Raw genomic sequence first — 24,615 nt, 5'->3', positions numbered from 1 at the left:
GTCGCGGCGCTACCCATCGTGTGGGAGCGGGCTCTGCCCGCGAAGAAGCCAGATCTGCCTTGCCCAGGAGCCTGAACCCATGACCCCAGAAGTCGCCGTCGACCTGTTTCGCGAAGCGCTGTGGCTGACCACGGTAATGGTCGCGATCCTCGTGCTGCCGAGCCTGATCGTCGGCCTGATCATCGCCATGTTCCAGGCTGCCACGCAGATCAACGAACAAACCCTGAGCTTCCTGCCGCGCCTGCTGGTCATGCTGGTGACGCTGATCGTCATCGGCCCGTGGATGGTGCGCACCTTCATGGAGTACATCACCACCCTGTACTCCAACATCCCGCAGGTGATCGGCTGATGCAGCCACTGCTGCAACTGACCGACGCGCAGATCGGTGGCTGGGTGGCCAGCTTCATCCTGCCGCTGTTCCGGGTTGCCGCGATGCTGATGACCATGCCGATCTTCGGCACCCAGGTGCTGCCGCAGAGGGTGCGCCTGTACGTCGCCGTGGCCATTACCGTGGTCATCGTACCGGGGCTGCCGCCCGCGCCGACGGTCGACGCCATCAGTGTCCAGGCGCTGCTGCTGGTGGCCGAACAGATCATCATCGGCGCGCTGTTCGGCTTCTCGCTGCAGTTCCTGTTCCAGGCCTTCGTGGTCGCCGGGCAGATTCTGGCGATCCAGATGGGTATGGCCTTTGCGTCCATGGTCGACCCCACCAACGGCGTATCGGTGGCGGTGGTCGGCCAGTTCTTCAGCATGCTGGTGACCCTGGTGTTCCTGTCCATGAACGGCCATCTGGTGATCTTCGAGGTGCTGACCGAGAGCTTCACCACGTTGCCCATCGGCGGCGGCCTGCTGACCGCGCATTACTGGGATGTGGTGCTGCGCATGGGCTGGGTGCTGGGTGCCGGTGTGCTGCTGGTGCTGCCTGCCATCACTGCCTTGTTGGTGGTCAACATCGCCTTCGGCGTGATGACCCGTGCCGCGCCGCAATTGAACATCTTTTCCATCGGTTTCCCGCTGACCCTGGTGCTGGGGATGTTCATCCTCTGGGTCAGCCTGGGCGATATCCTCAACCAGTATCAGCCGCTGGCGACCAACGCCTTGCAGTGGCTGCGCGAATTGGCGCGAGCGGAGTAGGCAATGGCCGAAAGCGAAAGCGGTGCCGACAAGACAGAAGACCCCACGGACAAGCGCAAGAAAGACTCGCGCGAAAAAGGCGAGGTCGCCCGATCCAAGGAGCTCAACACCCTGGCGGTGATGGTCGCCGGGTGCGGCGCGCTGCTGGCGTTCGGCGGACATTTGGCGCAGAGCCTGCTGGAACTGATGCGCAGCAACTTCACCCTGAGCCGCGAGGTGCTGCTCGACGAGCGCTACATGGGCATCTTTCTGCTGCAGTCGGGCAAGGTGGCGATCCTGGCCACCCAGCCGATTCTGGTGACGATGCTGCTCGCAGCCCTGATCGGGCCGGTCGCATTGGGCGGGTGGCTGTTCGCCGCCAGCTCCATGGCACCCAAGTTCAGCCGCATGAACCCGGCCGCGGGCCTCAAGCGCATGTTTTCCATGCATGCGCTGACCGAGTTGCTGAAGGCCCTGGCCAAGTTCGCCATCATCCTCATCGTTGCCATAGCTGTCCTGGCCAAGGACCGCGCCGACCTGCTGGCCATCGCCAATGAGCCACTGGAAATGGCGATCATCCACAGCGTGCAACTGGTCGGCTGGAGCGCCTTGTGGATGTCCTGCGGGCTGGCGCTGATCGCCGCCGTGGACGTGCCGTTCCAGCTGTACAGCAGCAAGCAGAAGCTGATGATGACCAAGCAGGAGGTCAAGGACGAGCACAAGGACGCCGAAGGCCGTCCCGAGGTGAAAGGGCGGGTGCGCCAGTTGCAGCGCGAGATGTCCCAGCGGCGGATGATGACGGCCATTCCCGAGGCGGACGTGATCATTACCAACCCGACCCACTACGCCGTGGCGCTCAAGTACGATCCGGAGAAGGGCAATGCGCCGGTGCTGCTGGCTAAGGGCTCGGACTTCATTGCCCTGAAGATTCGCGAGATCGGCAACGAGCACCGTATCCAGGTGCTCGAATCACCGGCCCTGGCACGCTCGATCTTCTATTCCACGGAAATCGAACAGCAGATCCCGGCCGGGCTGTACCTGGCGGTGGCGCAGGTGCTCGCCTATGTCTACCAGATTCGCCAGTACCAGGCCGGACGCGGCAAGCGACCCGATCCGTTGAATGACCTGCCGATTCCGCCGGATCTGCAGCGCGACAGTTGAAACGGGTCGCGGCCCTCTGCCCGCGAAGGGCGCACCGCCGATATCAGAGATTTACCCGGTCTCGGCAGCTCTCCAAGATTCTTTAACCCCTTCCGCCAAAAGTTGGACCCCTTCTTGCACTGCCCCCTGGCAGGACGCCTGGCGCGTCAAAAGTTCGCTTGGGGAAGTGGGGAATGCCGGTGGATCGCTCTCAATTAATCAACACCGCTCGCAGCAACATCGTCGGCCTTGGCCGCGGCAACCTTGGGGTGCCGCTGCTGTTGCTGGTGATGCTGGCGATGATGATGCTGCCGATCCCGGCACTGCTGCTCGACGTCTTCTTCACCTTCAACATCGCCTTGTCCATCGTCGTCCTGCTGGTGTGCGTGTACGCCCTGCGGCCGCTGGATTTCGCCGTGTTCCCGACCATCCTGCTGGTGGCCACGCTGCTGCGCCTGGCGCTCAACGTGGCGTCGACGCGGGTGATCATGCTTCACGGCCAGGAAGGCCACGCCGCTGCGGGCAAGGTGGTCCAGGCCTTCGGTGAAGTGGTGATCGGCGGTAACTACATCGTCGGTATCGTGGTGTTCGCCATCCTGATGATCATCAACTTCGTGGTGGTCACCAAGGGCGCCGGGCGTATCTCGGAAGTGAGCGCGCGTTTCACCCTGGACGCCATGCCCGGCAAGCAGATGGCCATCGACGCCGACCTCAACGCCGGCCTCATCGACCAGAACCAGGCCAAGGCGCGTCGCGGCGAAGTGGCGGCCGAGGCCGAGTTCTACGGCTCGATGGACGGTGCCAGCAAATTCGTCCGCGGCGACGCCATCGCCGGCCTGCTGATCCTCTTCATCAACCTGATCGGCGGCATGCTGGTGGGTATGCTGCAACACAACATGCCGTTCGCCGAAGCGGGCAAGGTGTATGCCCTGTTGACCATCGGTGACGGCCTGGTGGCGCAGTTGCCCTCGCTGCTGCTCTCCACCGCAGCCGCGATCATGGTCACCCGTGCCTCGGGCTCAGAGGAAATGGGCAAGCAGATCCAGCGGCAGATGTTCGCCTCGCCCAAGGCGCTGGCCGTTTCCGGCGCGCTGATGGCCATCATGGGCATGGTGCCTGGCATGCCGCACCTGGCCTTCATTACCCTGGGTGCCATCGCCGGTGGCGCCGCCTACCTGTTGTGGAAGAAGCAGAACGACGTCAAGGTCCAGGCTCTGGCCGAAGTGCAGCGTCAGCAGGAGCTGCTGCCATCGCCGACGCGTACCCAGGAAACCAAGGAGCTAGGCTGGGACGATGTGACGCCCATCGACATGATCGGCCTGGAAGTCGGCTATCGCCTGATTCCCCTGGTGGACCGCAACCAGGGTGGGCAGTTGCTGGCGCGGATCAAGGGTGTACGCAAGAAGCTGTCCCAGGACCTCGGTTTCCTGATGCCGACGGTTCATATCCGCGACAACCTTGACCTTGCTCCTAGCGCCTATCGTTTGACGCTGATGGGCGTGATCCTGGCCGAAGCCGAGATCTACCCGGATCGCGAACTGGCGATCAACCCGGGTCAAGTGTTCGGCTCGCTCAACGGCATCACCGCCAAGGATCCGGCGTTCGGCTTGGATGCGGTATGGATCGACGTCAACCTGCGCAGCCAGGCGCAGTCCCTGGGCTACACCGTGGTCGATGCCAGTACGGTAGTGGCCACGCATTTGAATCAGATTCTGCAGAAGCACGCCCACGAGCTGATCGGTCACGAAGAAGTGCAACAATTGCTGCAAGTTCTGGCAAAAGGCTCGCCCAAGCTGGCTGAAGAGCTGGTGCCGGGAATCCTTTCGCTGTCCTCGCTGCTCAAGGTGTTGCAGGCACTGTTGGCCGAACAGGTGCCTGTGCGCGACATCCGCAGCATCGCCGAAGCAATCGCCAACAACGGTCACCGGAGTCAAGATACCGCCGCGCTGGTCCAGGCCGTACGGGTCGGTTTGTCCCGTGCAATCGTGCAAAGCATTGTAGGCGTTGAGCCGGAGCTGCCAGTTATCACCTTGGAACCAAGGTTGGAACAGATATTGCTCAATAGTCTGCAGAAGGCTGGTCAGGGTCAGGAAGAAGGCGTTTTGCTGGAACCGAGCATGGCGGAAAAGCTGCAACGATCCCTGATCGATGCGGCGCAGCGGCAGGAGATGCAGGGCCAACCGGTGATACTGCTGGTGGCCGGTCCGGTCCGCGCGATGCTGTCACGCTTCGGTCGCCTGGCGATCCCCAACCTTCACGTACTGGCCTATCAGGAAATCCCTGATAACAAGCAAGTCACCATCGTAGCGACAGTAGGGCCCAACGGCTGAGGTAGTGGGTTATGCAAGTGAAGCGATTTTTCGCCGCCGACATGCGTCAGGCCATGAAATTGGTCCGCGATGAGCTGGGTGCCGACGCTGCCATCATCGGCAACCGTCGCATTGCCGGCGGCGTCGAGCTGACCGCTGCGCTGGACTACAAGCTGTCGGCCCTGGCCCCGCGCGTACCCAACCTGGAATTGGAAGAAGAGCTGCGCAAGACCCAGTCGCGCATCGTTTCTGCCCAGGCCGAACTGAGCACCCGTGGCGAGACCGACGCCGCCACCAATCGTCAACTGGTCGCCGGTCTGCCGTTGACCGCCGCCGAGCCGTTGGTGGAGCCGCGTCGCGAAGAGCCAGCGCGTGCCCAGCCAGCACCGGCGCCTCAGCCCGCCGTCGACCAGCGCGTGTTCGATTCCATGCGTTCGGAACTCAACGGTCTGCGCCAGTTGCTCGAAGTGCAGTTGGGCTCCCTGGCCTGGACGCAGCTGCAGGGCAGCAAGCCGGCCCAGGCCAATCTCTGGCGGCGCTTGCAGCGCATCGGCCTGTCTGGTCCGATCGCTCGCGAACTGCTCAGCCTGACCAGTGAAATTCACGAGCCACGGCAGGCCTGGCGGATGCTGCTGGCGCACTTGGCGCGTATGATTCGCACGCCGGACGTCGAACCGCTCGAAGAAGGTGGCGTGATCGCCATGGTCGGCCCGGCGGGGATGGGCAAGACCACCACACTGGCCAAGCTGGCGGCACGCTATGTGCTCAAGTACGGCTCGCAGAGCGTGGCTCTGGTGAGCATGGACAGTTTTCGCATCGGTGCTCAGGAACAGCTCAAGACCCTGGGTCGCATTCTCAACGTTTCGGTGACTCAGGTGGATCCGGGCCAGTCATTGGTACAGGCCCTGGAGCCGCTGCTGCGCAAGCGCGTGGTATTGATCGACACCGCCGGCCTGCAGGCCAGCGATCCGGCCCTGCGCATGCAGCTCGAAAGCCTGGCCGGACGCGGGATCAACGCCCGCAACTACCTGGTCCTGGCGACCACCAGCCAGAAGCAGGTGCTGACCGCGGCCTACCATAGCTACAAACGTTGCGGTCTGGCCGGGTGCATCCTGACCAAACTCGATGAAACGGCCTGTCTCGGCGAAGTGCTGAGCCTGGCCATCAGTCAGGAACTGCCGATTGCCTATCTTACCGATGGGCCGCGCATTCCCGACGACTTGCATCTGCCACGCCGGCATCAGTTGGTCAGCCGTGCGGTGAGCGTGCAGATGCAAGAAGAGCCCAGCGAAGAGGCCATGGCCGATATGTTCGCGGGTCTCTACCACAGCCCCGACAAGCGAGTTGGCTGAGGTGAAGAACGTTAGGCAAGCACAATCTTCCTGCATCGTAGGGTTGCCAGGAAATACTCGAGCAATCGAACTGGCAGCCACTGGTGTGGCCTCGGTCTAGACAAGGTAAAGAACGAACATGGGCAGCATGCATCCCGTACAGGTGATCGCGGTGACCGGCGGCAAAGGCGGCGTCGGCAAGACAAATGTGTCAGTGAACTTGTCCCTGGCATTGGCCGAACTCGGCCGTCGGGTCATGTTGCTGGACGCCGACCTTGGCCTGGCCAACGTCGACGTGCTGCTGGGCCTGACCCCCAAGCGCACCCTGGCCGATGTGATCGAAGGTCGCTGCGAATTGCGCGACGTGATGTTGCAGGGGCCCGGCGGCATTCGCGTGGTGCCGGCCGCGTCAGGTACCCAGAGCATGGTGCACCTGACCCCGGCCCAGCACGCAGGCTTGATCCAGGCTTTCAGTGACGTGGGCGACAACCTCGACGTGTTGATCATCGACACCGCTGCCGGCATCGGCGACTCCGTGGTGAGTTTCGTGCGCGCGGCCCAGGAAGTGCTGCTGGTGGTGTGCGACGAGCCGACCTCGATCACCGATGCCTACGCCTTGATCAAGCTGCTCAACCGCGACTACGGCATGAACCGCTTCCGGGTCCTGGCCAACATGGCGCAGAGCCCTCAGGAAGGCCGCAACCTGTTCGCCAAGCTGACCAAGGTGACCGACCGCTTCCTCGACGTGGCCCTGCAGTACGTCGGCGCCGTGCCGTACGACGAGTCGGTGCGCAAGGCCGTGCAGAAGCAGCGCGCTGTCTACGAGGCGTTTCCCCGCTCCAAATGCTCGCTGGCCTTCAAGGCCATCGCGCAGAAGGTAGACACCTGGCCGTTGCCGGCCAATCCCCGCGGCCACCTGGAGTTCTTCGTCGAACGCCTGGTGCAGCAAACCAGTGCAGGGCCCGTATCATGAGCGCCAGCGGATACCGTATGTACAGCAAGGCGTCGCGCGACTCGCAGCAGCATCAGCTGATCGAGCAGTATGCGCCGCTGGTCAAGCGCATCGCCTATCACCTACTGGCGCGACTGCCGGCCAGCGTGCAGGTCGAAGACCTGATCCAGGCCGGCATGATCGGTCTGCTGGAAGTCTCGACAAAGTACGATTCGAGCAAAGGGGCCAGTTTCGAGACCTATGCCGGTATCCGTATCCGCGGTGCGATGCTCGACGAGGTGCGCAAGGGTGACTGGGCACCGCGTTCGGTACACCGCAATACCCGTATGGTCAGTGATGCCATTCGCCGAATCGAGTCAAAAACCGGTCGCGACGCTAAAGATCACGAGATTGCGGCCGAACTCAATCTGAGTCTGGATGATTACTACGGGATTCTGAACGATACCTTGGGCAGCCGCCTGTTCAGTTTCGACGATCTGCTGCAGGACGGCGAACACGAGGGGCTGCACGAAGACGGCGCCAGCGGTTCGCTGGAGCCCTCGCGGGATCTGGAGGACGAGCGCTTCCAGGGCGCGCTGGCCGAGGCCATCGCCAACCTGCCCGAGCGCGAGAAACTGGTGCTGTCGCTGTATTACGACGAAGAGCTGAACCTCAAGGAAATCGGCGAGGTGCTGGGCGTTAGCGAATCGCGCGTCAGCCAGTTGCACAGCCAGTGCGCAGCGCGATTGCGCGGGCGCTTGGGAGAGTGGCGGGCACGCTGAAGGAACGGCGAGATCGGTGCGGGCTTTTTCGCGGGCAGAGCCCGCTCCCACAGTCTCGACCTATGTGGGAGCGGGCTCTGCCCGCGAAGAGGCCTGCAGGCGTAGAGCGTGTAGGCGATCTGCAGCGACAAGTGGCTCAGGCGAATTCGATTGTTATGCACGCTCAGGGGCTGGGCGTGTTCAAGACTGCTGGAGGTCTAATTGGACAAGAACATGAAAATCCTCATCGTCGACGATTTTTCGACGATGCGGCGCATCATCAAGAATCTGCTGCGTGACCTGGGCTTCACCAACACCGCCGAGGCCGATGACGGCAACACCGCCTTGCCGATGTTGCACAGCGGCAACTTCGATTTCCTCGTCACCGACTGGAACATGCCGGGCATGTCGGGCATCGATCTGCTGCGCCAGGTGCGCGCCGACGACCGCCTCAAGCACCTGCCGGTGCTCATGGTGACTGCCGAGGCCAAGCGCGAGCAGATCATCGAAGCCGCCCAGGCCGGGGTCAACGGGTATGTGGTCAAGCCTTTCACTGCGCAAGTGCTGAAAGAAAAAATCGAAAAGATTTTCGAGCGCGTCAATAGCTGAAGTCTGCAATGGGGGCGCAATGGACCACAAACAAAGCACGTTGGGGGACTTCGAGTCGACCCTGAAGAAACACGCCGTCGAGCTGGTCGACAGCCTTGAAAAAGGCCGATTCGGTGAAGCGGTGCAATTGATTCACGAACTGAACCAGACCCGCGATCGCGGTTTGTATCAGGAAGTCGGCAAGCTGACCCGCGAGCTGCACAGCGCCATCGTCAGTTTCCAGATCGATCCGACCATTCCCCAGGCTGAAGAGGTGTCGCAGATCACCGACGCGACCGAACGCCTGTCGTACGTGGTGCGCCTGACCGAGAGCGCGGCCAACCGGACGATGGACCTGGTCGAGCAGAGCACGCCAGTGCTCAATACCCTGAGCACCGAGGCCAGCGCCTTGAGCGCCGACTGGCAGCGCTTCATGCGCCGCGAAGTGGCCGCCGACGAGTTCCGCGAACTGGCCCGCCGGGTCGACGGATTCCTGACCCGCAGCGAGCAGGGCAATCGTGAAGTGGCCAGCCACCTCAACGACATCGTGCTGGCACAGGATTACCAGGACCTCACCGGCCAGGTCATCAAGCGCGTCACCGCGTTGGTCACCGAAGTGGAAAGCAATCTGCTCAAACTGGTCCTGATGGCCAGCCAGGTGGACCGCTTCGCCGGCATCCAGCACGACCACGAAAAGCTTCGTGCCGAAAAAGATCAAGAAAAACATCCCGCCAAGGGTGAAGGTCCGCAGATTCATGCCGATAAACGTGAAGACGTCGTATCCGGTCAGGACGATGTCGACGATCTGCTGTCCAGTCTGGGCTTCTAGGCCACCGCCTGCGTCTGACTGTGTTGACCGTTAATCACGTATTCCAGGGAGCATCCACATGAGCTTCGGCGCCGACGAAGAAATCCTTCAGGATTTCCTGGTAGAGGCCGGCGAAATTCTCGAGCAACTGTCCGAACAACTGGTCGAGCTGGAAAGCCGTCCCGATGATGCCGACTTGCTCAACGCAATTTTTCGCGGTTTTCACACTGTAAAAGGCGGCGCCGGCTTCCTCCAGCTCAACGAGCTGGTGGAGTGCTGCCATATCGCCGAAAACGTCTTCGACATCTTGCGCAAGGGTGAGCGCCGGGTTGACTCTGAGCTCATGGACGTTGTGCTCGAAGCCCTGGACGCGGTCAATGGCATGTTCGCCGAGGTGCGCGAGCGCGCCCCGGTCACGCCGGCCAGTGCGCAGCTGCTCGACGCTCTCGCGCGTCTGGCCGAGCCGGCAGTGGCCGTCGCAGCACCCGCAGTGGCGGTTGCACCGCCCGTGGCGGCACCGGTGGCTGCACCGGCCTCGGCGCCGAGCGACGACATCACCGATGACGAGTTCGAACAATTGCTCGATTCTTTGGGTGCGGCCAAGGCGCAGGCTACCACGCCGACCGCGGGCGTGCCCGATGGTCCGATCAGCGACGAAATCACCGATGACGAATTCGAGTCGCTGCTCGATCAGTTGCATGGCAAAGGTCAGTTCGCCGTCGACGCGCTGGCGCCCACCACCGCAGCACCTGTTACCTCAGGACCCTCTGGTGCGCCGGCCTCCGAAGCAGTGACACCATCGACCACCGCAGCGGCGCCTGGTGACGAGATCACCGACGACGAGTTCGAGGCGCTGCTCGACCAGCTGCATGGCAAGGGTGCGTTCACGGCCGATGCGGTCAAGCCGCAACCGCCTGCGCAGGTGCAAGCCCCGGCTCCGGTAAGCGATAACATCACCGACGACGAATTCGAATCATTGCTCGACCAGCTGCACGGCAAGGGCAAGTTCAGCGATGTTGCCAGCCTGCCCGACGCTCAGCCGACTTCTGCCGTAGCGGCGCCGGTTGCAGCCCCGCGCAAGGCCGAGGCCGCTCCGGCACGTGCGCCGGTGGCCGAGAAACCGGTCGCCACCGAAGCCGAGACGACCGTGCGCGTCGATACCGCGCGCCTCGACGAAATCATGAACATGGTCGGCGAACTGGTGCTGGTGCGTAACCGCCTGGTCCGCCTGGGTGCCAACAGCAGCGACGAGGCCATGTCCAAGGCGGTGTCCAACCTCGACGTGGTGACGGCCGACCTGCAAACCGCCGTCATGAAGACGCGGATGCAGCCTATCAAGAAAGTCTTCGGACGCTTCCCGCGCCTGGTCCGCGATCTGGCCCGGCAGTTGAAGAAGGAAATCAACCTGGAGCTGGTCGGTGAAGAAACCGACCTCGACAAGAACCTGGTCGAGGCCCTGGCCGACCCGCTGGTGCACTTGGTGCGCAACGCCGTCGATCACGGCATCGAAACGCCCGAAGAGCGTGAGCGCAGTGGCAAGGCGCGCGGCGGTCGGGTGGTATTGTCGGCAGAGCAGGAGGGTGACCACATCCTGTTGTCGATCAGCGACGACGGCAAGGGCATGGACCCTGCCGTTCTGCGCGCCAAGGCCGTGGAAAAGGGCCTGATGGACCGTGACGCGGCCGACCGACTGAGCGAATCGGACTGCTACAACCTCATCTTCGCCCCGGGTTTCTCCACCAAGACGGAAATCTCCGACGTGTCGGGCCGCGGCGTGGGCATGGACGTGGTCAAGACCAAGATCAGCCAGCTCAATGGCTCGATCAACATCTTCTCGGCCAAGGACCAGGGTTCCAGGATCGTCATCAAGGTGCCGTTGACCCTGGCCATCATGCCAACGCTGATGGTGATGCTGGGCAACCAGGCGTTTGCTTTCCCACTGGTCAACGTCAACGAGATCTTCCACCTGGACCTCTCGCGCACCAACGTCGTCGACGGCCAGGAAGTGGTCATCGTGCGCGACAAGGCGCTACCGTTGTTCTACCTCAAGCGCTGGCTGGTGAAGTCTGCGGCTCACGAGGAGCAGGGCGAGGGGCATGTGGTCATCCTGTCGGTGGGCACCCAGCGCATCGGCTTCGTGGTGGACCAATTGGTCGGCCAGGAAGAAGTGGTGATCAAGCCATTGGGCAAGATGCTTCAAGGTACGCCCGGCATGTCCGGCGCGACCATCACCGGGGACGGCCGAATAGCCTTGATCCTCGATGTACCGAGCATGCTCAAGCGCTACGCCGCGCGGCGTATCTGATCGTAGTGGAGTGTTTATGGCAGTCAAGGTCCTGGTGGTGGATGATTCTGGTTTCTTCCGCCGTCGCGTCTCGGAAATTCTCTCGTCGGACCCCACCATTCAGGTGGTCGGGACCGCCACCAATGGCCGTGAAGCGATCGATCAGGCCCAGGCGCTCAAGCCTGATGTGATCACCATGGACTACGAGATGCCGATGATGGACGGCATCACCGCCGTGCGTCACATCATGCAACGTTGTCCCACTGCGGTATTGATGTTTTCCTCGCTGACCCACGAAGGCGCGCGGGTGACCCTCGACGCCCTCGACGCGGGGGCAGTGGATTACCTGCCGAAGAACTTCGAAGACATTTCTCGCAACCCCGAGAAGGTCAAGCAGATGCTCTGCGAGAAGGTCCATACGCTCTCGCGCAGCAACCGCCGTCTGGGCGCGCACTTCACGGCGCCCGCTGCGACGGCCGCGCCTGCGGTCACGCCAGGTTCCAGCACCGCAGTGGCTTCTTCGCGGCCAGCGCCAAGCCGGTCACCATCGCCTGCCACGAGCGCGCCAGCCACGCCTGCACGTGCCCCGGCGCCGACGGCCAGCAGCGCGACGCCGCGGCGCAAGCCCTACAAGCTGGTGGCCATCGGTACCTCCACCGGCGGGCCAGTGGCCCTGCAGCGTGTGCTCACCCAACTGCCTGCGCATTTTCCAACGCCCATCGTCTTGGTCCAGCACATGCCGGCCGCCTTCACCCGGGCCTTCGCCGAGCGGCTCGACAAACTGTGCCGGATTATCGTCAAGGAAGCCGAAGACGGTGACGTGTTGCGTCCCGGGCTGGCCTTGCTGGCGCCCGGCGGCAAGCAGATGATGATCGACGGCCGTGGCGCGGTGAAGATCCTGCCGGGTGACGAGCGGCTGAACTACAAACCGTGCGTGGACATCACCTTCGGCTCGGCAGCCAAGTCCTACGGCGACAAGGTGTTGGCGGTGGTACTCACCGGCATGGGCGCCGACGGGCGAGAGGGCGCGCGTCTGCTCAAGCAGGGCGGCAGTCAGATCTGGGCCCAGGACGAAGCCAGTTGCGTCATCTATGGCATGCCCATGGCCATCGTCAAGGCCGGCCTGGCCGACGCCGTCTACAGCCTCGACGACATCGGTCGGCACTTGGTCGAGGCGTGCGGCTGATGGATGTCTTGAGCCTGATCGGGATCATCCTCGCGTTCGTCGCCATCATTGGTGGTAACTTTCTCGAAGGCGGCCACCTGTCGGCTCTGCTCAACGGTCCGGCGGCGCTGATCGTGGTTGGGGGAACATTGGCTGCGGCGCTGATCCAGTCGCCCATGAGCGCGTTCAAGCGGGCCTTGCACAATGTCCGCTGGATCCTCGTTCCGCCCCGGATCGACATGGCCGGCGGTATCGATCGCGTCGTGAACTGGAGCCTGGTCTCGCGCAAGGAAGGCTTGCTGGGCCTCGAAGCCAGCGCCGAAGCCGAGCCCGACGACTATGCCCGCAAGGGCTTGCAGCTGCTGGTCGATGGCGCCGAACCGGCAACCATCCGCAGCATTCTCGAAGTCGATCTGTACAACCGCGAAACCCGCGATCTGCAAGCGGCCAAAGTGTTCGAAAGCATGGGTGGCTATGCGCCTACCATTGGCATCATCGGCGCCGTCATGGGGCTGATCCACGTCATGGGCAACCTGGCCGATCCCAGCCAGCTGGGCAATGGTATTGCCGTGGCGTTCGTGGCGACCATTTATGGCGTGGCCAGCGCCAACCTGCTGCTGTTGCCGGTGGCTCACAAGCTCAAGGCATTGGCCCAGCGTCAGGCGGCCTATCGGGAAATGCTGCTCGAAGGGCTGCTATCCATCGCCGAGGGCGAGAACCCGCGTTCCATCGAAATGAAGCTGCAAGGCTACCTCGACTAGGAGAGCAAGCCATGGCCCGTCGTCGTCGCGTTGAAGAGCCGGAGAATCATGAGCGTTGGCTGGTGTCCTACGCCGATTTCATTACCTTGCTGTTCGCGTTCTTCGTGGTGATGTATTCGATCTCGTCGATCAACGAAGGCAAGTACAAGGTGCTCTCGCAAGCGCTGGTCGGGGTCTTCAATGACCCGGACCGCAGCATCCGGCCGATTCCGATCGGCGAGGAGCGACCCTTGACGACCCGTCCGGCGCAGCCGTTGGTGACCGACAGCGAACAGTCGGAAGCGGCCATCGGCGAGGCGGCCGATCCGCTGCAGACCATCGCAAACGATGTGCGTCAGGCGTTCGGTGACCTGATCGCCTCGGATCAATTGACGGTCCGCGGCAACGAGCTGTGGATCGAGATCGAGCTCAAGTCCAGCCTGCTGTTCGGCAGCGGCGATGCGATGCCCAGCGACATGGCGTTTTCGATCATCGACAAGGTCGCGACCATTCTCAAGCCTTTCGACAACCCGGTGCATGTCGAGGGATTCACCGACAATCAGCCCATCAGCACGGCGCAGTACCCGACCAACTGGGAGCTGTCGACCGCACGGGCGGCGAGTATCGTGCGCATGATGGCCTTGGAGGGGATCGACCCACGGCGCATGGCTGCGGTGGGCTATGGCGAGTTCCAGCCGGTGGCCGACAATGCCACCGCCGATGGGCGAGGGCGCAACCGTCGGGTGGTGCTGGTCATTTCACGCAACCTGGACGTACGTCGCAGCATCACCAGTTCAGGCAGTGCCAATGCGCAGCCGGACGCGGCGTTGCGTCGTGCTGGCACACAAACTGCACTGACGCCGCTAAACGCGCCGTCGGCGGCTGGCTCTGTCAAAAGTCCGCCGCCCGGCCCATAAATGAAGCATCACTGTCTCGGTGGCTGTTGACCGAGGGGAAACCACCATCATGAGAGTCTGGGCAGTAGCCAATCAAAAAGGCGGGGTCGGCAAGACCACGACCTCGATCGCCTTGGCGGGTTTGCTGGCCGAGGCAGGCAAGCGCGTGGTCGTGGTCGATCTCGATCCACACGGCTCGATGACCAGTTATTTCGGGCACAATCCGGACGAGCTGGCGCACAGCTGTTTCGATCTGTTCCTGCACAAGGGCGCGGTGCCCGCAGGCCTCGCTCACCAGTTGCTGCTGCCGACCAGTGAAACCAACGTATCGCTGCTGCCGTCGAGTACCGCACTGGCCACGCTGGAGCGGCAACAGCCAGGGCAGAGCGGGCTTGGCCTGGTGATCGCCAAGACGCTGGCGCAACTGTGGCAGGATTTCGACTATGCCGTGATCGACAGCCCACCGTTGCTGGGTGTGCTCATGGTCAACGCCTTGGCGGCCAGCCAGCAGTTGGTGATTCCGGTACAGACCGAGCATCTGGCAGTCAAGGGCCTGGAACGCATGGTCAGCACCTTGACCATGATCAACCGTTCGCGGCGCCACGCGTTGCCGTACAGCATCATCCCGACTCTGTTCGACCGTCGTACCCAGGCATCGCTGAGCACCCTGCGCACCCTGCGCGACGATTACCCGCAACATCTGTGGCCGGGCTACATCCCGGTCGACACCCGTCTGCGCGATGCCAGCCGGGCCGGACAGACACCCTCGCGCTTCGACGGCAAGAGCCGCGGCGTAGTCGCCTACCGTGCCTTGCTCAAGCACTTGCTGGCTCAACAACTTGTCGCGCAGGTAGCCTGATGAACCGTCCCGTCGATATTGCCCAGCGGCCGCAGGTGGCCTTGCAGTCCTATCTGGACAGCCTGTTGCACGAAGCCACCGAAGCACTCGAACCGGAGCCCAGCCTGGACCGTCTCGACGAATTCCAGGCCGCCGTGCTCGAGGAGCAGGCGCGCGACGCCCTCAGTCTGCAGTCGACGCCAGCTTCAGCCGTCGAACCGGTACCGGAACCAGAACCAGTGCCATTGCAGTCAGCGCCAATACCCATGCCGGTCGCCGATCCGTTGTCCACCGCCGAGCCCGAACGCGTCTCGCCCGTGGCCGACGTCCATCTGCCGACTGCCACCACACGGCCGTTGCTGGCAGCGATCGATGGCCGTCCCACTTGGGCGGCCGAGCCGTTCGAGTGCCTGCTGTTCGACGTGGCCGGGTTGACCCTGGCCGTACCGCTGGTGTGCCTGGGCTCGATCTACGCCTTGGCCGGTCAGACCCTGACGCCGTTGTTCGGCCAGCCTGACTGGTTTCTCGGCATCCTGCCCAGCAACAGCGGCAACCTGAAGGTGCTCGACACCGCGCGCTGGGTCATGCCCGACCGCTACCGCGATGACTTTCGCGAAGGCTTGCAGTACGTCATTTCGGTACAGGGCTACGAGTGGGGCCTGGCCGTGCATCAGGTCAGTCGCTCGCTGCGGCTGGACCCCAGCGAGATCAAGTGGCGCGGCCAGCGCGGCCAGCGCCCATGGCTGGCAGGAACGGTCATCGAACACATGTGCGCGCTTCTGGACGTCGCCGAGCTGGCGGAACTGATCGCCAGTGGCGGCGCGCGGCATCTGCGCGCGGTCGACTCGGCGCCGGGCAAGCCTGCCACCAGCAGCACCAACACGGTCATAAAGCATTGAATGAACACGCCGCCGTCAAGGCATTTGAGGGGTTAGTAGCATGAAGAAGTCGTCTGCCCAAGGTTCCGAAGATCCGATTCTGCAATGGGTCACCTTCCGTCTGGACAATGAAACCTACGGCATCAATGTGATGCAGGTGCAGGAGGTGTTGCGCTACACCGAAATCGCGCCGGTGCCCGGTGCACCCAGCTACGTGCTGGGCATCATCAACCTGCGTGGCAACGTGGTCACGGTGATCGATACGCGCCAGCGGTTCGGTTTGCAGTCCAGCGATGTGAGCGACAATACGCGCATCGTCATCATCGAGGCCGACAAGCAAGTCGTGGGGATTCTGGTCGACAGCGTCGCCGAGGTCGTCTACCTGCGCCAGTCCGAAGTCGAGACCGCGCCCAACGTCGGTAACGACGAGTCGGCCAAGTTCATCCAGGGCGTGTGCAACAAGAACGGCGAGTTGCTGATTCTGGTAGAGCTGGACAAGATGATGTCCGAAGAAGAGTGGTCCGAGCTGGAGAATATCTGAGTGATCTTCGAGGTCGCGGTAGTCCTGCTGGCAGTGCTGTGGGTCGGAACGGTGTCATTGTTTCTGTCCTATCAGAAAAGCCAGCGCCTGTTGGCCGCCGAGCAGGCGGCCGGCGACGCGCTGCGTGATCAGCGGCTGCGCGAGCTGACCAAGCGCCTGGATGACTACCAGAACCTCAACGTGCGTCTGGGCGAAGCGCTGCACGAACTGCGCGCGGTGGTCGGACCGCTGCCCGAGAAGCTGGCGCAACTCGAGCAACGCGACCCGGGCAGCTTGTCGTTTGCCCAAGCTGGCAAGTTGGTGGCCATGGGCGCTTCGGTGGATGAGCTGACCCAGGCTTGCGGCCTGACTCAGGCCGAGGCCGAACTCATGAGCAAGCTGCACCGCGGTTGATTCGCCCAGCCCGGTGCAATCGCGGTGTGCTCGCAGCGCTCCTGTCAGGTAGAGGCCCAGCTCAGGCTGCCGCGTACCATCCCGATGGAGTCCAACGGCAGGCACTGCCTGAACGCCTCGCCGATGGCGGATTTTTCCGCGATCAAATGCCCATTCACGGTCGGACACACGGCAAAGTTGCGCAGCTGCGCCAACACCTTCAGGTACGGTAGGCGTGTCTGGATGATGTCGTTCAACACCCGGGGGCCGGTCATGTAGCTCAGCCGTCGAGCATGTTGGGCAAAGGCCTGCGGGTCGGCTTCCCGGTCCGGGCGGCTGTGATAGAAATCCTGGTTGGCTTGATACCGTGCGTGGATCTCGTCACTGATTGCATCCAGCGTCGGATTGCCGGCATGGCTGCCGATGAAGCTGTTGTTGAATTCATGGCGCATGCCCATCAGTTCATTGGACACGGGCGTTGACAGCACCAGGCCTTCGGGTGTCGCCAACAACCGTGCTTCGTCGAGATGTACGGCGGGCGCACCGAAAGCAACGCCTTCGTATTCGGCCCGCTGGCCCGGCCGCAGCAGGTTGTCATCCACATCCATGTACACGCCGCCTTCGGCCTGCAGCAGGCGATAACGCAACACGTCGCAGGCCGACGCATAGTTGGTGGCCACGCCGCCGTTGCCATCGAGTGCGGCCTGGTATTGGGCGAAGTATTGGCTGTCGGCGAACTGGGTATAGAACGGCTGCTGTTCCAGCGCGAGGATCTTCAGGCCCGGGGCGTGGCGGGCCAGTCGTTCGACATTCTGCGCGTAGACCTGCGGGTCTGTCTGGGTCAGGTACAGCTGGTAGTCATAGGCAGAGTTTTTGACGATGGCCGCGTTGTTACCCAGGTTTTCCAGGATTTCAGGTCCGATAACCTTGTTGCCTACCCATACGCAGGAAATCTTCTTCGGAATCGGCGTGCCACCTTCAGGTTTCAGATCGCTGAGATTGACGGGCAGTTTCAGGTCCACACCGAGGGCCAGCAGGGTATCTTCTCGCTGCTTCAGGCTGGCAGTGGCTGGCGCCGCCACGTCCACCATCTGGCGACCCTGTGCTGGCGCCTGAAGATGACGTGGCTCCACGTCGTTCAAGCCCGAACGCGGTACGAAGGTGTTGGTTTCCACATCCCAGGCCAGTGAGGTGAGGTAGCCATCCACCTGGCTTTCCAGAACGTCGTAGCCCCCGTCGTATTTGGGCAGGCGGATGACCGCTTCGCCGATTCGATTGTCGCCTCCGGGCAGCGGCTCGACATGGGAGGGTAATGAAAAGAACGCTTTCAGCTCGTCTGCCGACAAGACCGGCAGGCGCGGCGGTGCGGTGGGGCCCAAGGGGTAGCCGATCTGACCGTTGATTTTGCGTGGCGGCACGAAATCCTGCGGCTCGTAGGCCGGCACCATGGCGGGATCTTCGAAGCGAAAGATCGACGCCTTGAGCGTCGCCATGTGCAACATCGGCAACGCATTGAGCAGACCATAGACCTGGCCTTCGGCGCCTTCCACGCGCTGCTCCAGGGTTTTGGCCTGTATCGTGGCGTCCAGCGCCAGCCCGAACTGCGCGAACCCTCCCACCGCGAACAGCGGCGCGAGTTCCGGCACGATGCAGGCGAGCGGCGCCAGTGTGTTGATGGCCGAACTCAAGTAGTGCCGCCACTGTGCTTTTTCCACGTCGCGATCACGGGTGATGATGAAGTCGGCGTCCTGATAGCAGCGCTTCTGCTGACGCTTGGTCAGCGCGGTGAAGACATCGCCGGTAATCGCAGGACTGTGTTTGTCGGGCTTGTAGTTGATGGTGGACTGCGGATGCCAGACGCCGCTGGTGGCGAAACCGGCGTGGCTGTCAGGCAGGCGATCAGCGTCAGGGTAGTGCCCCAGTCCGCGCAGAGCCGTGGCCAAACCGCTGAAGCTCAGGCCGTCGTCCACATCGCGTGGCGCGAAATGGGCCTGCAAGGCCTCACGTTTGGCGGCATCCCGGCACTGCTCGGCGATCCACACCTTCATGCAGGGCTCGTCGACGAACTCGTGCAACGGCGCGCTATTGCCGGGGATGTACAGCACGGTCAGGCCGGTGTGCGCATTGCTCATGCACAGAATATCCGTGGCCGGATAGCCATAGATGTTCAGCGGCGCCACGCGCATGACCGAGCGAGTCTGCGCCGTTCGGCCGTAATCCGACCAGCGTGGCGGGGGCACCAGGCCTGCCACTTGCCAGGTCAGCCGCTGGCCGACAGCCGACAGGCTGCCTTGCATGGCCTGACGGTTGCTCGCGGCCATGAAATCCAGCAAAGCTGCCTTGCGATAGGCCTGGAAATGTTCGCGCCAGAAAGCATCCAGTGTCTGTTTGTAGGGCGTGTGAAAGTCCTGCTCCCAGATGAATGCCTGCAAGCTTTCGGCGGGCAGGTTCAGGCGGTTGCCGGCGTCGTACCGCATTGGATGGGTACGTCGGTACAGGCCGTTGAACACCTGGTAATCCTGACCGTATTGCGGTGCAGCGCGGCTGTGCAGTTTATCGGTGATCAGCAGCGGCGTTGGCGGTGGGTGTCCAGCCCAGGGTGAATGCAGGAGGGCGCCGAAGAGGTTGTTGGTCGATTCGCCTTGCCAGTTTTCGATCAGTGCCTGGGTCAGGGACAGGTGCTGGACCACGACGGCCTGCCAGATACCCCGATGCTGCTGGTAGTGCAGCGTGACAACGTCGATCTGGTCGGGATCCAGGATCATGCCGCAGCGTTTGGCCCACTGGGTCAGGGCTGCGGCAGCGCAATGGTCGGGCCGCGGCAGTTCGGGTGCGAGCGCGCGTGCGAAGGCGACGGCGTGGGCGTTGATAGCGGGAGTGTTGGCGTGCATGAAAGGCTCCAAGGCCTGCTGTAGAGGCCTTGGAGGGTGGCGTTATGGACAACCGCGAGCGCGGTGATTATGTAGGGGAGGTATCAATCAGGTGTGCGCCCAGCTCAAATTGCTGCCGACCTGGGAAAACCGGTTCAGCGGGGTCAGTGCCTGATAGGCTTCGCGGAACCCGGACCAGTCGAGCACACCCGTGTTGTCCCTTATCGGCAGTGCCGAGATATTCCACACTTCGCGAAACTGCGCCAGCTCGAGTAGCCGGTGAGTGATGGCATCGTTGAGAGCGCCAGGGCCGCTGATATGGTTCAAGTCGATGGCATAGCGATGGAAACCCGCCAGATCCTGGCGCGGATCCGGACGGCTGTCATAGAAATCCGGTTGTGCCTCGAAGCGTTCCAGCATGGTGTCCGATATCGCATTCAAGGTCGGGTTGCCTGCGTGGCTGCCGATCATGCTGTTGCCATACTGGATGTTCATGCCCAGGGTTTCGTTTGACATCGGCACGGACAGAATCAAGCCTCTGTTCGAGGTCTGCAGAGGCACCGCGTCGATGGACTCGGCGGGCTGCCCGAGCGGCGTTCGCTGCCCAGGCCGCAGAATGCTGTCATCCATGTCCATGTACAGCCCGCCTTCGCTGTAAAGCACTCGATAACGCAGCACATCCGATGCCGACGCGAAATTGGTACCCACGCCGCCATTGCCGTCGATGGCAGCCTTGTATTGACGGTAGTAGCGGCTTTGTTTGAACTCAGCATAGAGCGGCTGAGATTCAAGCGGCAGGACCTGCATGGACGGCGCGTGCTGGGCCAGTAACTCGACATTGCGCGCATAGACCTCGGGCGAGGCCGTGGAGAGGTATATGCGATACACGTAATCGCTTTCGCGCAACAAGGCCGCATTGCGCCCTACATTCTCCAGGAGCGGCTGACTGATCACCTTGTCGCCCACCCAGATGCAGGAGATCTGCTTGGGAATGGGTTTCATCGCCGGCGGCCGCAACTCGCCAAGACTCATGGGCAATATCAAATCGACCCCCAGGCCCTGCAGGGTCTCCATGCGCTGGGCATCGGTAACCGGGCGGTCGACGTCCTTCAAGCGCGTCAGTGACCGTTCACCGGGCCGCGGTGCGATGTAGTAGGGCGGTTCGATCTCGTTGAGGTCCGAGCTGTGGACGAAGGCGTTATATTCGATGTCGTAATGGACGTCGGCCACATAGCCACCGATTTCGCATTCCAGAACATCTTTTTTGCCACTGTAGCTTGGCACTCTGATCACTGCATCGGCGATGTCTCGAGGCGCTTCGGCGACGGGTGCCACGGCGGTGGGCAGGCTGAAGGCCTCCTCCAGAATCGGTTCGATCGGTGGAAGGTGTGGCGGCTGGACCGGGCTCAAGGGGTAGCCGATCTGACCATTGATGCGTGCCGGGATGACGAACTCGGGTCGCTTGAAACGGAAGATGGCCGGCCGTTCCGGGATCTGCACGTGCAGCAGGGGCGTCGCGTTGAGCAGGCCCCAGATGGCATCGTCCGCGCCTGCTGCGCGCTGCTCCAGGGTTTTGCCGTTGATCGCCCGATCCAGACCCAGGCCCAGTTGAACGATGCCGCCCAGGGCAAAGATCGGCGCCAGTTCCGGCACCACCATCGCAATCGGTGCCAGGGTATTGATTGCGGAGGTGAAATAACCGCGCCATTTTTCCTTGGTCACCGAGCTGTCGGTGTTGATGATGAACTCGGCATCCTGCTCGCTGCGCTTCTTCTGATGGCGAGCCATGGCCATGAACAGGTCGCCTTCGATGGGCGGGCTGTATTTGCTGGTCCGGTAATTGACCGTGTCGTGCGGCACCCACAGGCCGCTGGTGGCGAAACCGGGATGCTTGTCAGGATCGAAATGGTGATAGCCGGGGTACAGGCCCAGCCCCGTCAGCGCGGTATTGAGTCCGCTGAAGCCCAGCGTATCGGCCTCGTCACCGGGTGGAAAATGGTCTTCCAGCGCTTGACGGGTACGTGGGTGCCAGCACTCTCGGCCACCCAGCGTGCCATTGACGATTCGTCGGTGAACTCGTGGAACGGCGCGCTGTTGCCAGGGATGTAAAGCAGGGTCAGCCCGGTCTCGTCGTTCTTCAGGCACAACAGGTTGGTGGCGACATAACCGTAGATGTTCAGACAGGCGACGTGTACGCCATGTGGACGCGGCAGCAGGCCGGCGACCTGCCAGGCCAGGACGCGGCCGGCATCGGAGAGGCTGGCTTCGCTGATCTGCATGTTGCAGGCGGCGATGAAATTGACCTTGGCCGCATCGCGGTACGCCTGCAGCCCGTCTTTCCAGTAGGTCTTAAGCATCTGCTTGTAGGGTTTGTGGAAGTCCAGGTGCCAGATGAAGCTTTGAAACGCCTCGGCGCCCAGGCGCACATGGTGCGCCGCGTCATAGCTTGCCGGGCTGACCTGCCGATAGAGGCCGTTGTACACCAGGTACTCGGCGCTGTTGTCGAACAGGCTGTGTTCGTCCAGGTGGTCGACCAGGGTGATCGGATAAGGCGGTGGATGGCCCGCCCAGGCCTCGTGCAGCGCAGCGCCGATCAGGTTGTTGTCCGACTCGCCCTGCCAGTTGGACAACAGTGCCTGAGTCAGGGTGAGCTTCTGCACGACACGGGCGATGCAGCGTTGCCCCTTGATTTGGTAGTGCAGGGTAACGGCATCGACGTTGTCCGGGTTCAGGTTCAGGCCCTGCTTCAAGGCCCACGCGCGCACCGCGTCGGCGGCGGCGCGGTCGGGCCGGGGGTAATCCTTGAGGGAGTCGCGGACGGTTTGAACGCCTTGCGCGCTGATGAATCGGGAAGTCATGGCGGTATTCCTCTGTAGGCACGGAAAGTCGTGCCAGGCCATGATTCGGTTGGCGCAGCCAAGGGACGTGGTAACTATGTAGGGCAGCGGCTGCCGGTGTGGCCGGGGAACCGGTCTCGGGAGGGCCTCGGAGACGCCGGACGCAGGCTTGGTCCAAAGCCTTGGAAAAGCCCCAAGGCCCAGGTGCTACGGGGCCTTGGGGGTGATGTCGCGCTCGCTCGGCGCGGGCGCAAGCTCGAACCCGGCAGGGGTCTTGCCCTGCAGGTGCCAGGCGAAGGCAATGATCTCTGCGATGGTCAGATACAACTCGTGGGGGATGCTGTCGCCCAGTTCCATGCGTGCGAGCATCTTCACCAGCTCGGCATTTTCGTAAACCGGCACTTCATAGTCGCGGGCCATCGCCAGGATCGCTTCGGCCAGCTCATCGTCGCCCTTGGCGGTAAGGGTAGGGGCCTTCTGGCCGTCGTAGCGCAGGGCGATGGCTTGGCGCGGGGCTCGTTCGCTCATGCGGTTTCGTCCACCCAGCGTTGCTCCAGTCGCGTCCGTGCACCTTGCGGTGCGCTGCCCTGATGGCATTGCAGATCAGCCACGTTCAAGCCGGTGGCTTGCAGACGCTGGCGCAAATTGTCCAGTTGGTTCTCGATCAGCAGGGCGGTAGCCGGACGCTGTGCCCACAGTTGGCTGGACAGGCTGCCGTGGGCCAGTTGCGCCTGCACCTGGAGCGGGCCCAGTGCGTCCAGATCGAAGGCCAGGTCCAGCCGCCAGATCTTTTCCTGGGCGGGCCTGGGCTCGTTCTTGTCAGGGGGCTGCTGGTCCGGTGGCGGGTCTTCGCGTTGCACCTTGACCTGCAGCGGGATGAAGTCGTGCAGATGGCGCATGGGAATTTCCAGTTGCCAGGTGGTCTGCGTGGCCCCATCGGGGGTGCGCCCGGTTTGCTCCAGACCGGCGAGCTGATGGCTCTGCAGCCGCGCCACCGCTGCACCGGCCAGGCGCAGCAGGTGTTCGAGGTCGTCTTCGCCTTCGCCTTTCTGCGCGGTACGGGCGGGCAGGGGGAAGCTCACCGGCACGGTCTTTTCGCTGACCTGCCCCCAGGCATTCAGGGCATTGCGCACCCGGCCCGGCAAGACCTGAGCGAGGACATTGGCCGCCACCGCCGGTTGTGCCGCCGGATTGGGCAGCGCGCCCGGCGCGATCTGCGCCATCAGGCGCAGCAGCGCCGACTTGAGATCGGGGGCCGGTTGTCCGTTGAGCAGATTGGCTTCCAGAAACGCGCCGCTGGCGACCACGGCCTGAGCGACGGTTTTCGGATCGGCCATCTGCTGCACATCCGGCAGGCTGGCCAACAGGCGTTCCAGGCCGGCGCGGGTCGGCGGCGCCATATCGGGGTTCTGGCTCAGGTTCTGCACCAGGCTCAGCAGGCTGTCGAGCGAACCCTGCCGGGCTTGCTGGGCCCCCAGTTGCTGGGCCACGGCCAACTGGTCCATGCGCCCGCTCAAGGGCACGAAATTCAGGCTCTGGTCACTCATCACCTGGGCGCTGAGCAGACTGCCCAGGCGCAGTGGCTGGGGGCTCTCGATGGCCAGAATGTTGCCGGCCTGGGCCGTGTTGAGCAAGGTCACCATCGCTTTGTACACCGCCGGTTGCCCGGCGATCTGCGGCAGCATCTGGCTGCTGCTGACCTTGCCCTGCAACAGCGTGCCGACCGGCAGGGCCTGGGTGTCGATGCGCGTCAGGGTCACCGGTGCGTTATTGCCGCGCTCCTGGGTGGTGACCAGCGCCGCGCCACCGGCCAGGTGCGAGACCAGCAATGCAGTGCCTTGGGGCACGGGCTGCAGGCTGCTGGCGGTGATCGTCGCCACGCCGCCGCCGCCCAGACTCAGGCGCAACACCAACTGAAAGTCCTGCGCGCCGGCCTTGACCGACACCACTTCGGCATCGACCGTCTCGCCCAGGGCCAGCAGGCTGTCCAGGGGCTGGGTGATCTTCACCGTCTCGGTGTTCGACGCACTGACGCGCGCGGCACCGCTGGCGGTGGGAAGCGCGGCGAGGTTGCTGATCAGGTCAGGCATGATGAAACCTGTGTCGGTTACGCCCTTGGGCAGAGACTGCGCATGTATAATGCGCGGCCACGGCGGCCGGCTCTGCTACACAGCGCCATGGGAGTATAGCGGCCTTGCCCTGCGAAACTTGAG

The 24,615-nt window shown here is 63.0% G+C and carries 22 protein-coding genes; 17 read left to right on the top strand and 5 right to left on the bottom strand.

The features are described 5' to 3' along the window. Positions 1-79: 79 nt before the first annotated feature. The 17 genes from fliQ to ASF66_RS08510 all read left to right on the top strand — a co-directional run bounded on the left by fliQ (position 80) and on the right by ASF66_RS08510 (position 16,716). A complete protein-coding gene (gene fliQ / locus ASF66_RS08590) occupies positions 80-349 on the top strand; it encodes a flagellar biosynthesis protein FliQ (RefSeq protein ID WP_043186065.1) in 270 nt (89 codons plus the stop codon). Beyond that, positions 349-1,134, top strand: coding sequence for a flagellar biosynthetic protein FliR (fliR, locus tag ASF66_RS08585; RefSeq protein ID WP_049858785.1), 786 nt, complete (start codon positions 349-351; stop codon positions 1,132-1,134). The genes fliQ and fliR overlap by 1 nt, the downstream gene beginning before the upstream one ends. Before the next feature lie 3 nt (positions 1,135-1,137). Further along, positions 1,138-2,274 (top strand): flagellar biosynthesis protein FlhB, encoded by a 1,137-nt coding sequence (flhB, locus tag ASF66_RS08580; RefSeq protein ID WP_056843537.1) that lies wholly within the window; start codon positions 1,138-1,140, stop codon positions 2,272-2,274. A 179-nt stretch (positions 2,275-2,453) separates the two neighbouring features. Beyond that, positions 2,454-4,583, top strand: a complete 2,130-nt coding sequence (gene flhA / locus ASF66_RS08575; protein WP_049858971.1) for a flagellar biosynthesis protein FlhA — start codon at positions 2,454-2,456, stop codon at positions 4,581-4,583. 11 nt (positions 4,584-4,594) lie between these two features. Further along, positions 4,595-5,914 (top strand): flagellar biosynthesis protein FlhF, encoded by a 1,320-nt coding sequence (gene flhF / locus ASF66_RS08570; protein WP_056843536.1) that lies wholly within the window; start codon positions 4,595-4,597, stop codon positions 5,912-5,914. Between the two features lie 118 nt (positions 5,915-6,032). Next, on the top strand, positions 6,033-6,866 hold the full coding sequence (gene fleN, locus ASF66_RS08565; RefSeq protein WP_043186074.1) for a flagellar synthesis regulator FleN: 834 nt from the start codon (positions 6,033-6,035) through the stop codon (positions 6,864-6,866). Further along, on the top strand, positions 6,860-7,606 hold the full coding sequence (gene fliA / locus ASF66_RS08560; RefSeq protein WP_236690444.1) for an RNA polymerase sigma factor FliA: 747 nt from the start codon (positions 6,860-6,862) through the stop codon (positions 7,604-7,606). Before fleN ends, fliA begins: the two co-directional genes overlap by 7 nt. A 213-nt stretch (positions 7,607-7,819) precedes the next feature. Next, complete coding sequence (locus ASF66_RS08555) at positions 7,820-8,194, top strand: chemotaxis response regulator CheY (RefSeq protein WP_090362272.1); 375 nt, start codon at positions 7,820-7,822, stop codon at positions 8,192-8,194. A 19-nt stretch (positions 8,195-8,213) separates the two neighbouring features. Then, a complete protein-coding gene (locus ASF66_RS08550) occupies positions 8,214-9,002 on the top strand; it encodes a protein phosphatase CheZ (RefSeq protein WP_049858781.1) in 789 nt (262 codons plus the stop codon). Between the two features lie 58 nt (positions 9,003-9,060). Then, entirely contained in the window at positions 9,061-11,286 is a 2,226-nt protein-coding gene (locus tag ASF66_RS08545) for a chemotaxis protein CheA (RefSeq protein ID WP_056843535.1), read from the top strand. A 16-nt stretch (positions 11,287-11,302) separates the two neighbouring features. After that, a complete protein-coding gene (locus ASF66_RS08540; RefSeq protein ID WP_056843534.1) occupies positions 11,303-12,451 on the top strand; it encodes a protein-glutamate methylesterase/protein-glutamine glutaminase in 1,149 nt (382 codons plus the stop codon). Beyond that, positions 12,451-13,191: a flagellar motor protein gene (locus tag ASF66_RS08535; protein ID WP_049858778.1), complete on the top strand. Its 741-nt coding sequence runs from the start codon at positions 12,451-12,453 to the stop codon at positions 13,189-13,191. Before ASF66_RS08540 ends, ASF66_RS08535 begins: the two co-directional genes overlap by 1 nt. A gap of 11 nt (positions 13,192-13,202) precedes the next feature. Next, complete coding sequence (gene motD, locus ASF66_RS08530) at positions 13,203-14,087, top strand: flagellar motor protein MotD (protein ID WP_056843533.1); 885 nt, start codon at positions 13,203-13,205, stop codon at positions 14,085-14,087. 49 nt (positions 14,088-14,136) lie between these two features. Then, positions 14,137-14,925: a ParA family protein gene (locus ASF66_RS08525; RefSeq protein ID WP_056843532.1), complete on the top strand. Its 789-nt coding sequence runs from the start codon at positions 14,137-14,139 to the stop codon at positions 14,923-14,925. Further along, positions 14,925-15,803: a CheW domain-containing protein gene (locus ASF66_RS08520; protein ID WP_056843531.1), complete on the top strand. Its 879-nt coding sequence runs from the start codon at positions 14,925-14,927 to the stop codon at positions 15,801-15,803. Before ASF66_RS08525 ends, ASF66_RS08520 begins: the two co-directional genes overlap by 1 nt. A gap of 40 nt (positions 15,804-15,843) precedes the next feature. Further along, positions 15,844-16,323 carry a chemotaxis protein CheW gene (locus ASF66_RS08515; protein ID WP_049858774.1) on the top strand — a complete coding sequence of 160 codons (480 nt, stop codon included), beginning with the start codon at positions 15,844-15,846 and terminating at the stop codon, positions 16,321-16,323. Beyond that, positions 16,324-16,716: a DUF2802 domain-containing protein gene (locus ASF66_RS08510; RefSeq protein ID WP_049858773.1), complete on the top strand. Its 393-nt coding sequence runs from the start codon at positions 16,324-16,326 to the stop codon at positions 16,714-16,716. Between the two features lie 44 nt (positions 16,717-16,760). On the opposite strand, the gene ASF66_RS08505 is transcribed toward ASF66_RS08510, so the two are convergent. From ASF66_RS08505 to fliK, 5 genes are all read right to left on the bottom strand, one after another. Next, complete coding sequence (locus ASF66_RS08505) at positions 16,761-19,586, bottom strand: dermonecrotic toxin domain-containing protein (RefSeq protein WP_056843530.1); 2,826 nt, start codon at positions 19,584-19,586, stop codon at positions 16,761-16,763. Positions 19,587-19,673: 87 nt separating this feature from the next. Beyond that, positions 19,674-20,372 carry a glycosyltransferase gene (locus ASF66_RS22900; RefSeq protein WP_236707095.1) on the bottom strand — a complete coding sequence of 233 codons (699 nt, stop codon included), beginning with the start codon at positions 20,370-20,372 and terminating at the stop codon, positions 19,674-19,676. A gap of 1,130 nt (positions 20,373-21,502) precedes the next feature. Next, complete coding sequence (locus ASF66_RS22895) at positions 21,503-22,423, bottom strand: dermonecrotic toxin domain-containing protein (protein ID WP_236707080.1); 921 nt, start codon at positions 22,421-22,423, stop codon at positions 21,503-21,505. 186 nt (positions 22,424-22,609) lie between these two features. Next, complete coding sequence (locus ASF66_RS08495) at positions 22,610-22,930, bottom strand: EscU/YscU/HrcU family type III secretion system export apparatus switch protein (protein WP_049858770.1); 321 nt, start codon at positions 22,928-22,930, stop codon at positions 22,610-22,612. Next, on the bottom strand, positions 22,927-24,492 hold the full coding sequence (gene fliK, locus ASF66_RS08490) for a flagellar hook-length control protein FliK (protein WP_056843529.1): 1,566 nt from the start codon (positions 24,490-24,492) through the stop codon (positions 22,927-22,929). The genes ASF66_RS08495 and fliK overlap by 4 nt, the downstream gene beginning before the upstream one ends. Between the last annotated feature and the right edge of the window lie 123 nt (positions 24,493-24,615).

Source organism: Pseudomonas sp. Leaf129 (genome assembly GCF_001423465.1).
Taxonomy (GTDB): Bacteria; Pseudomonadota; Gammaproteobacteria; order Pseudomonadales; family Pseudomonadaceae; genus Aquipseudomonas; species Aquipseudomonas coleopterorum.
This window is presented reverse-complemented; position numbering and strand designations above follow the sequence as displayed.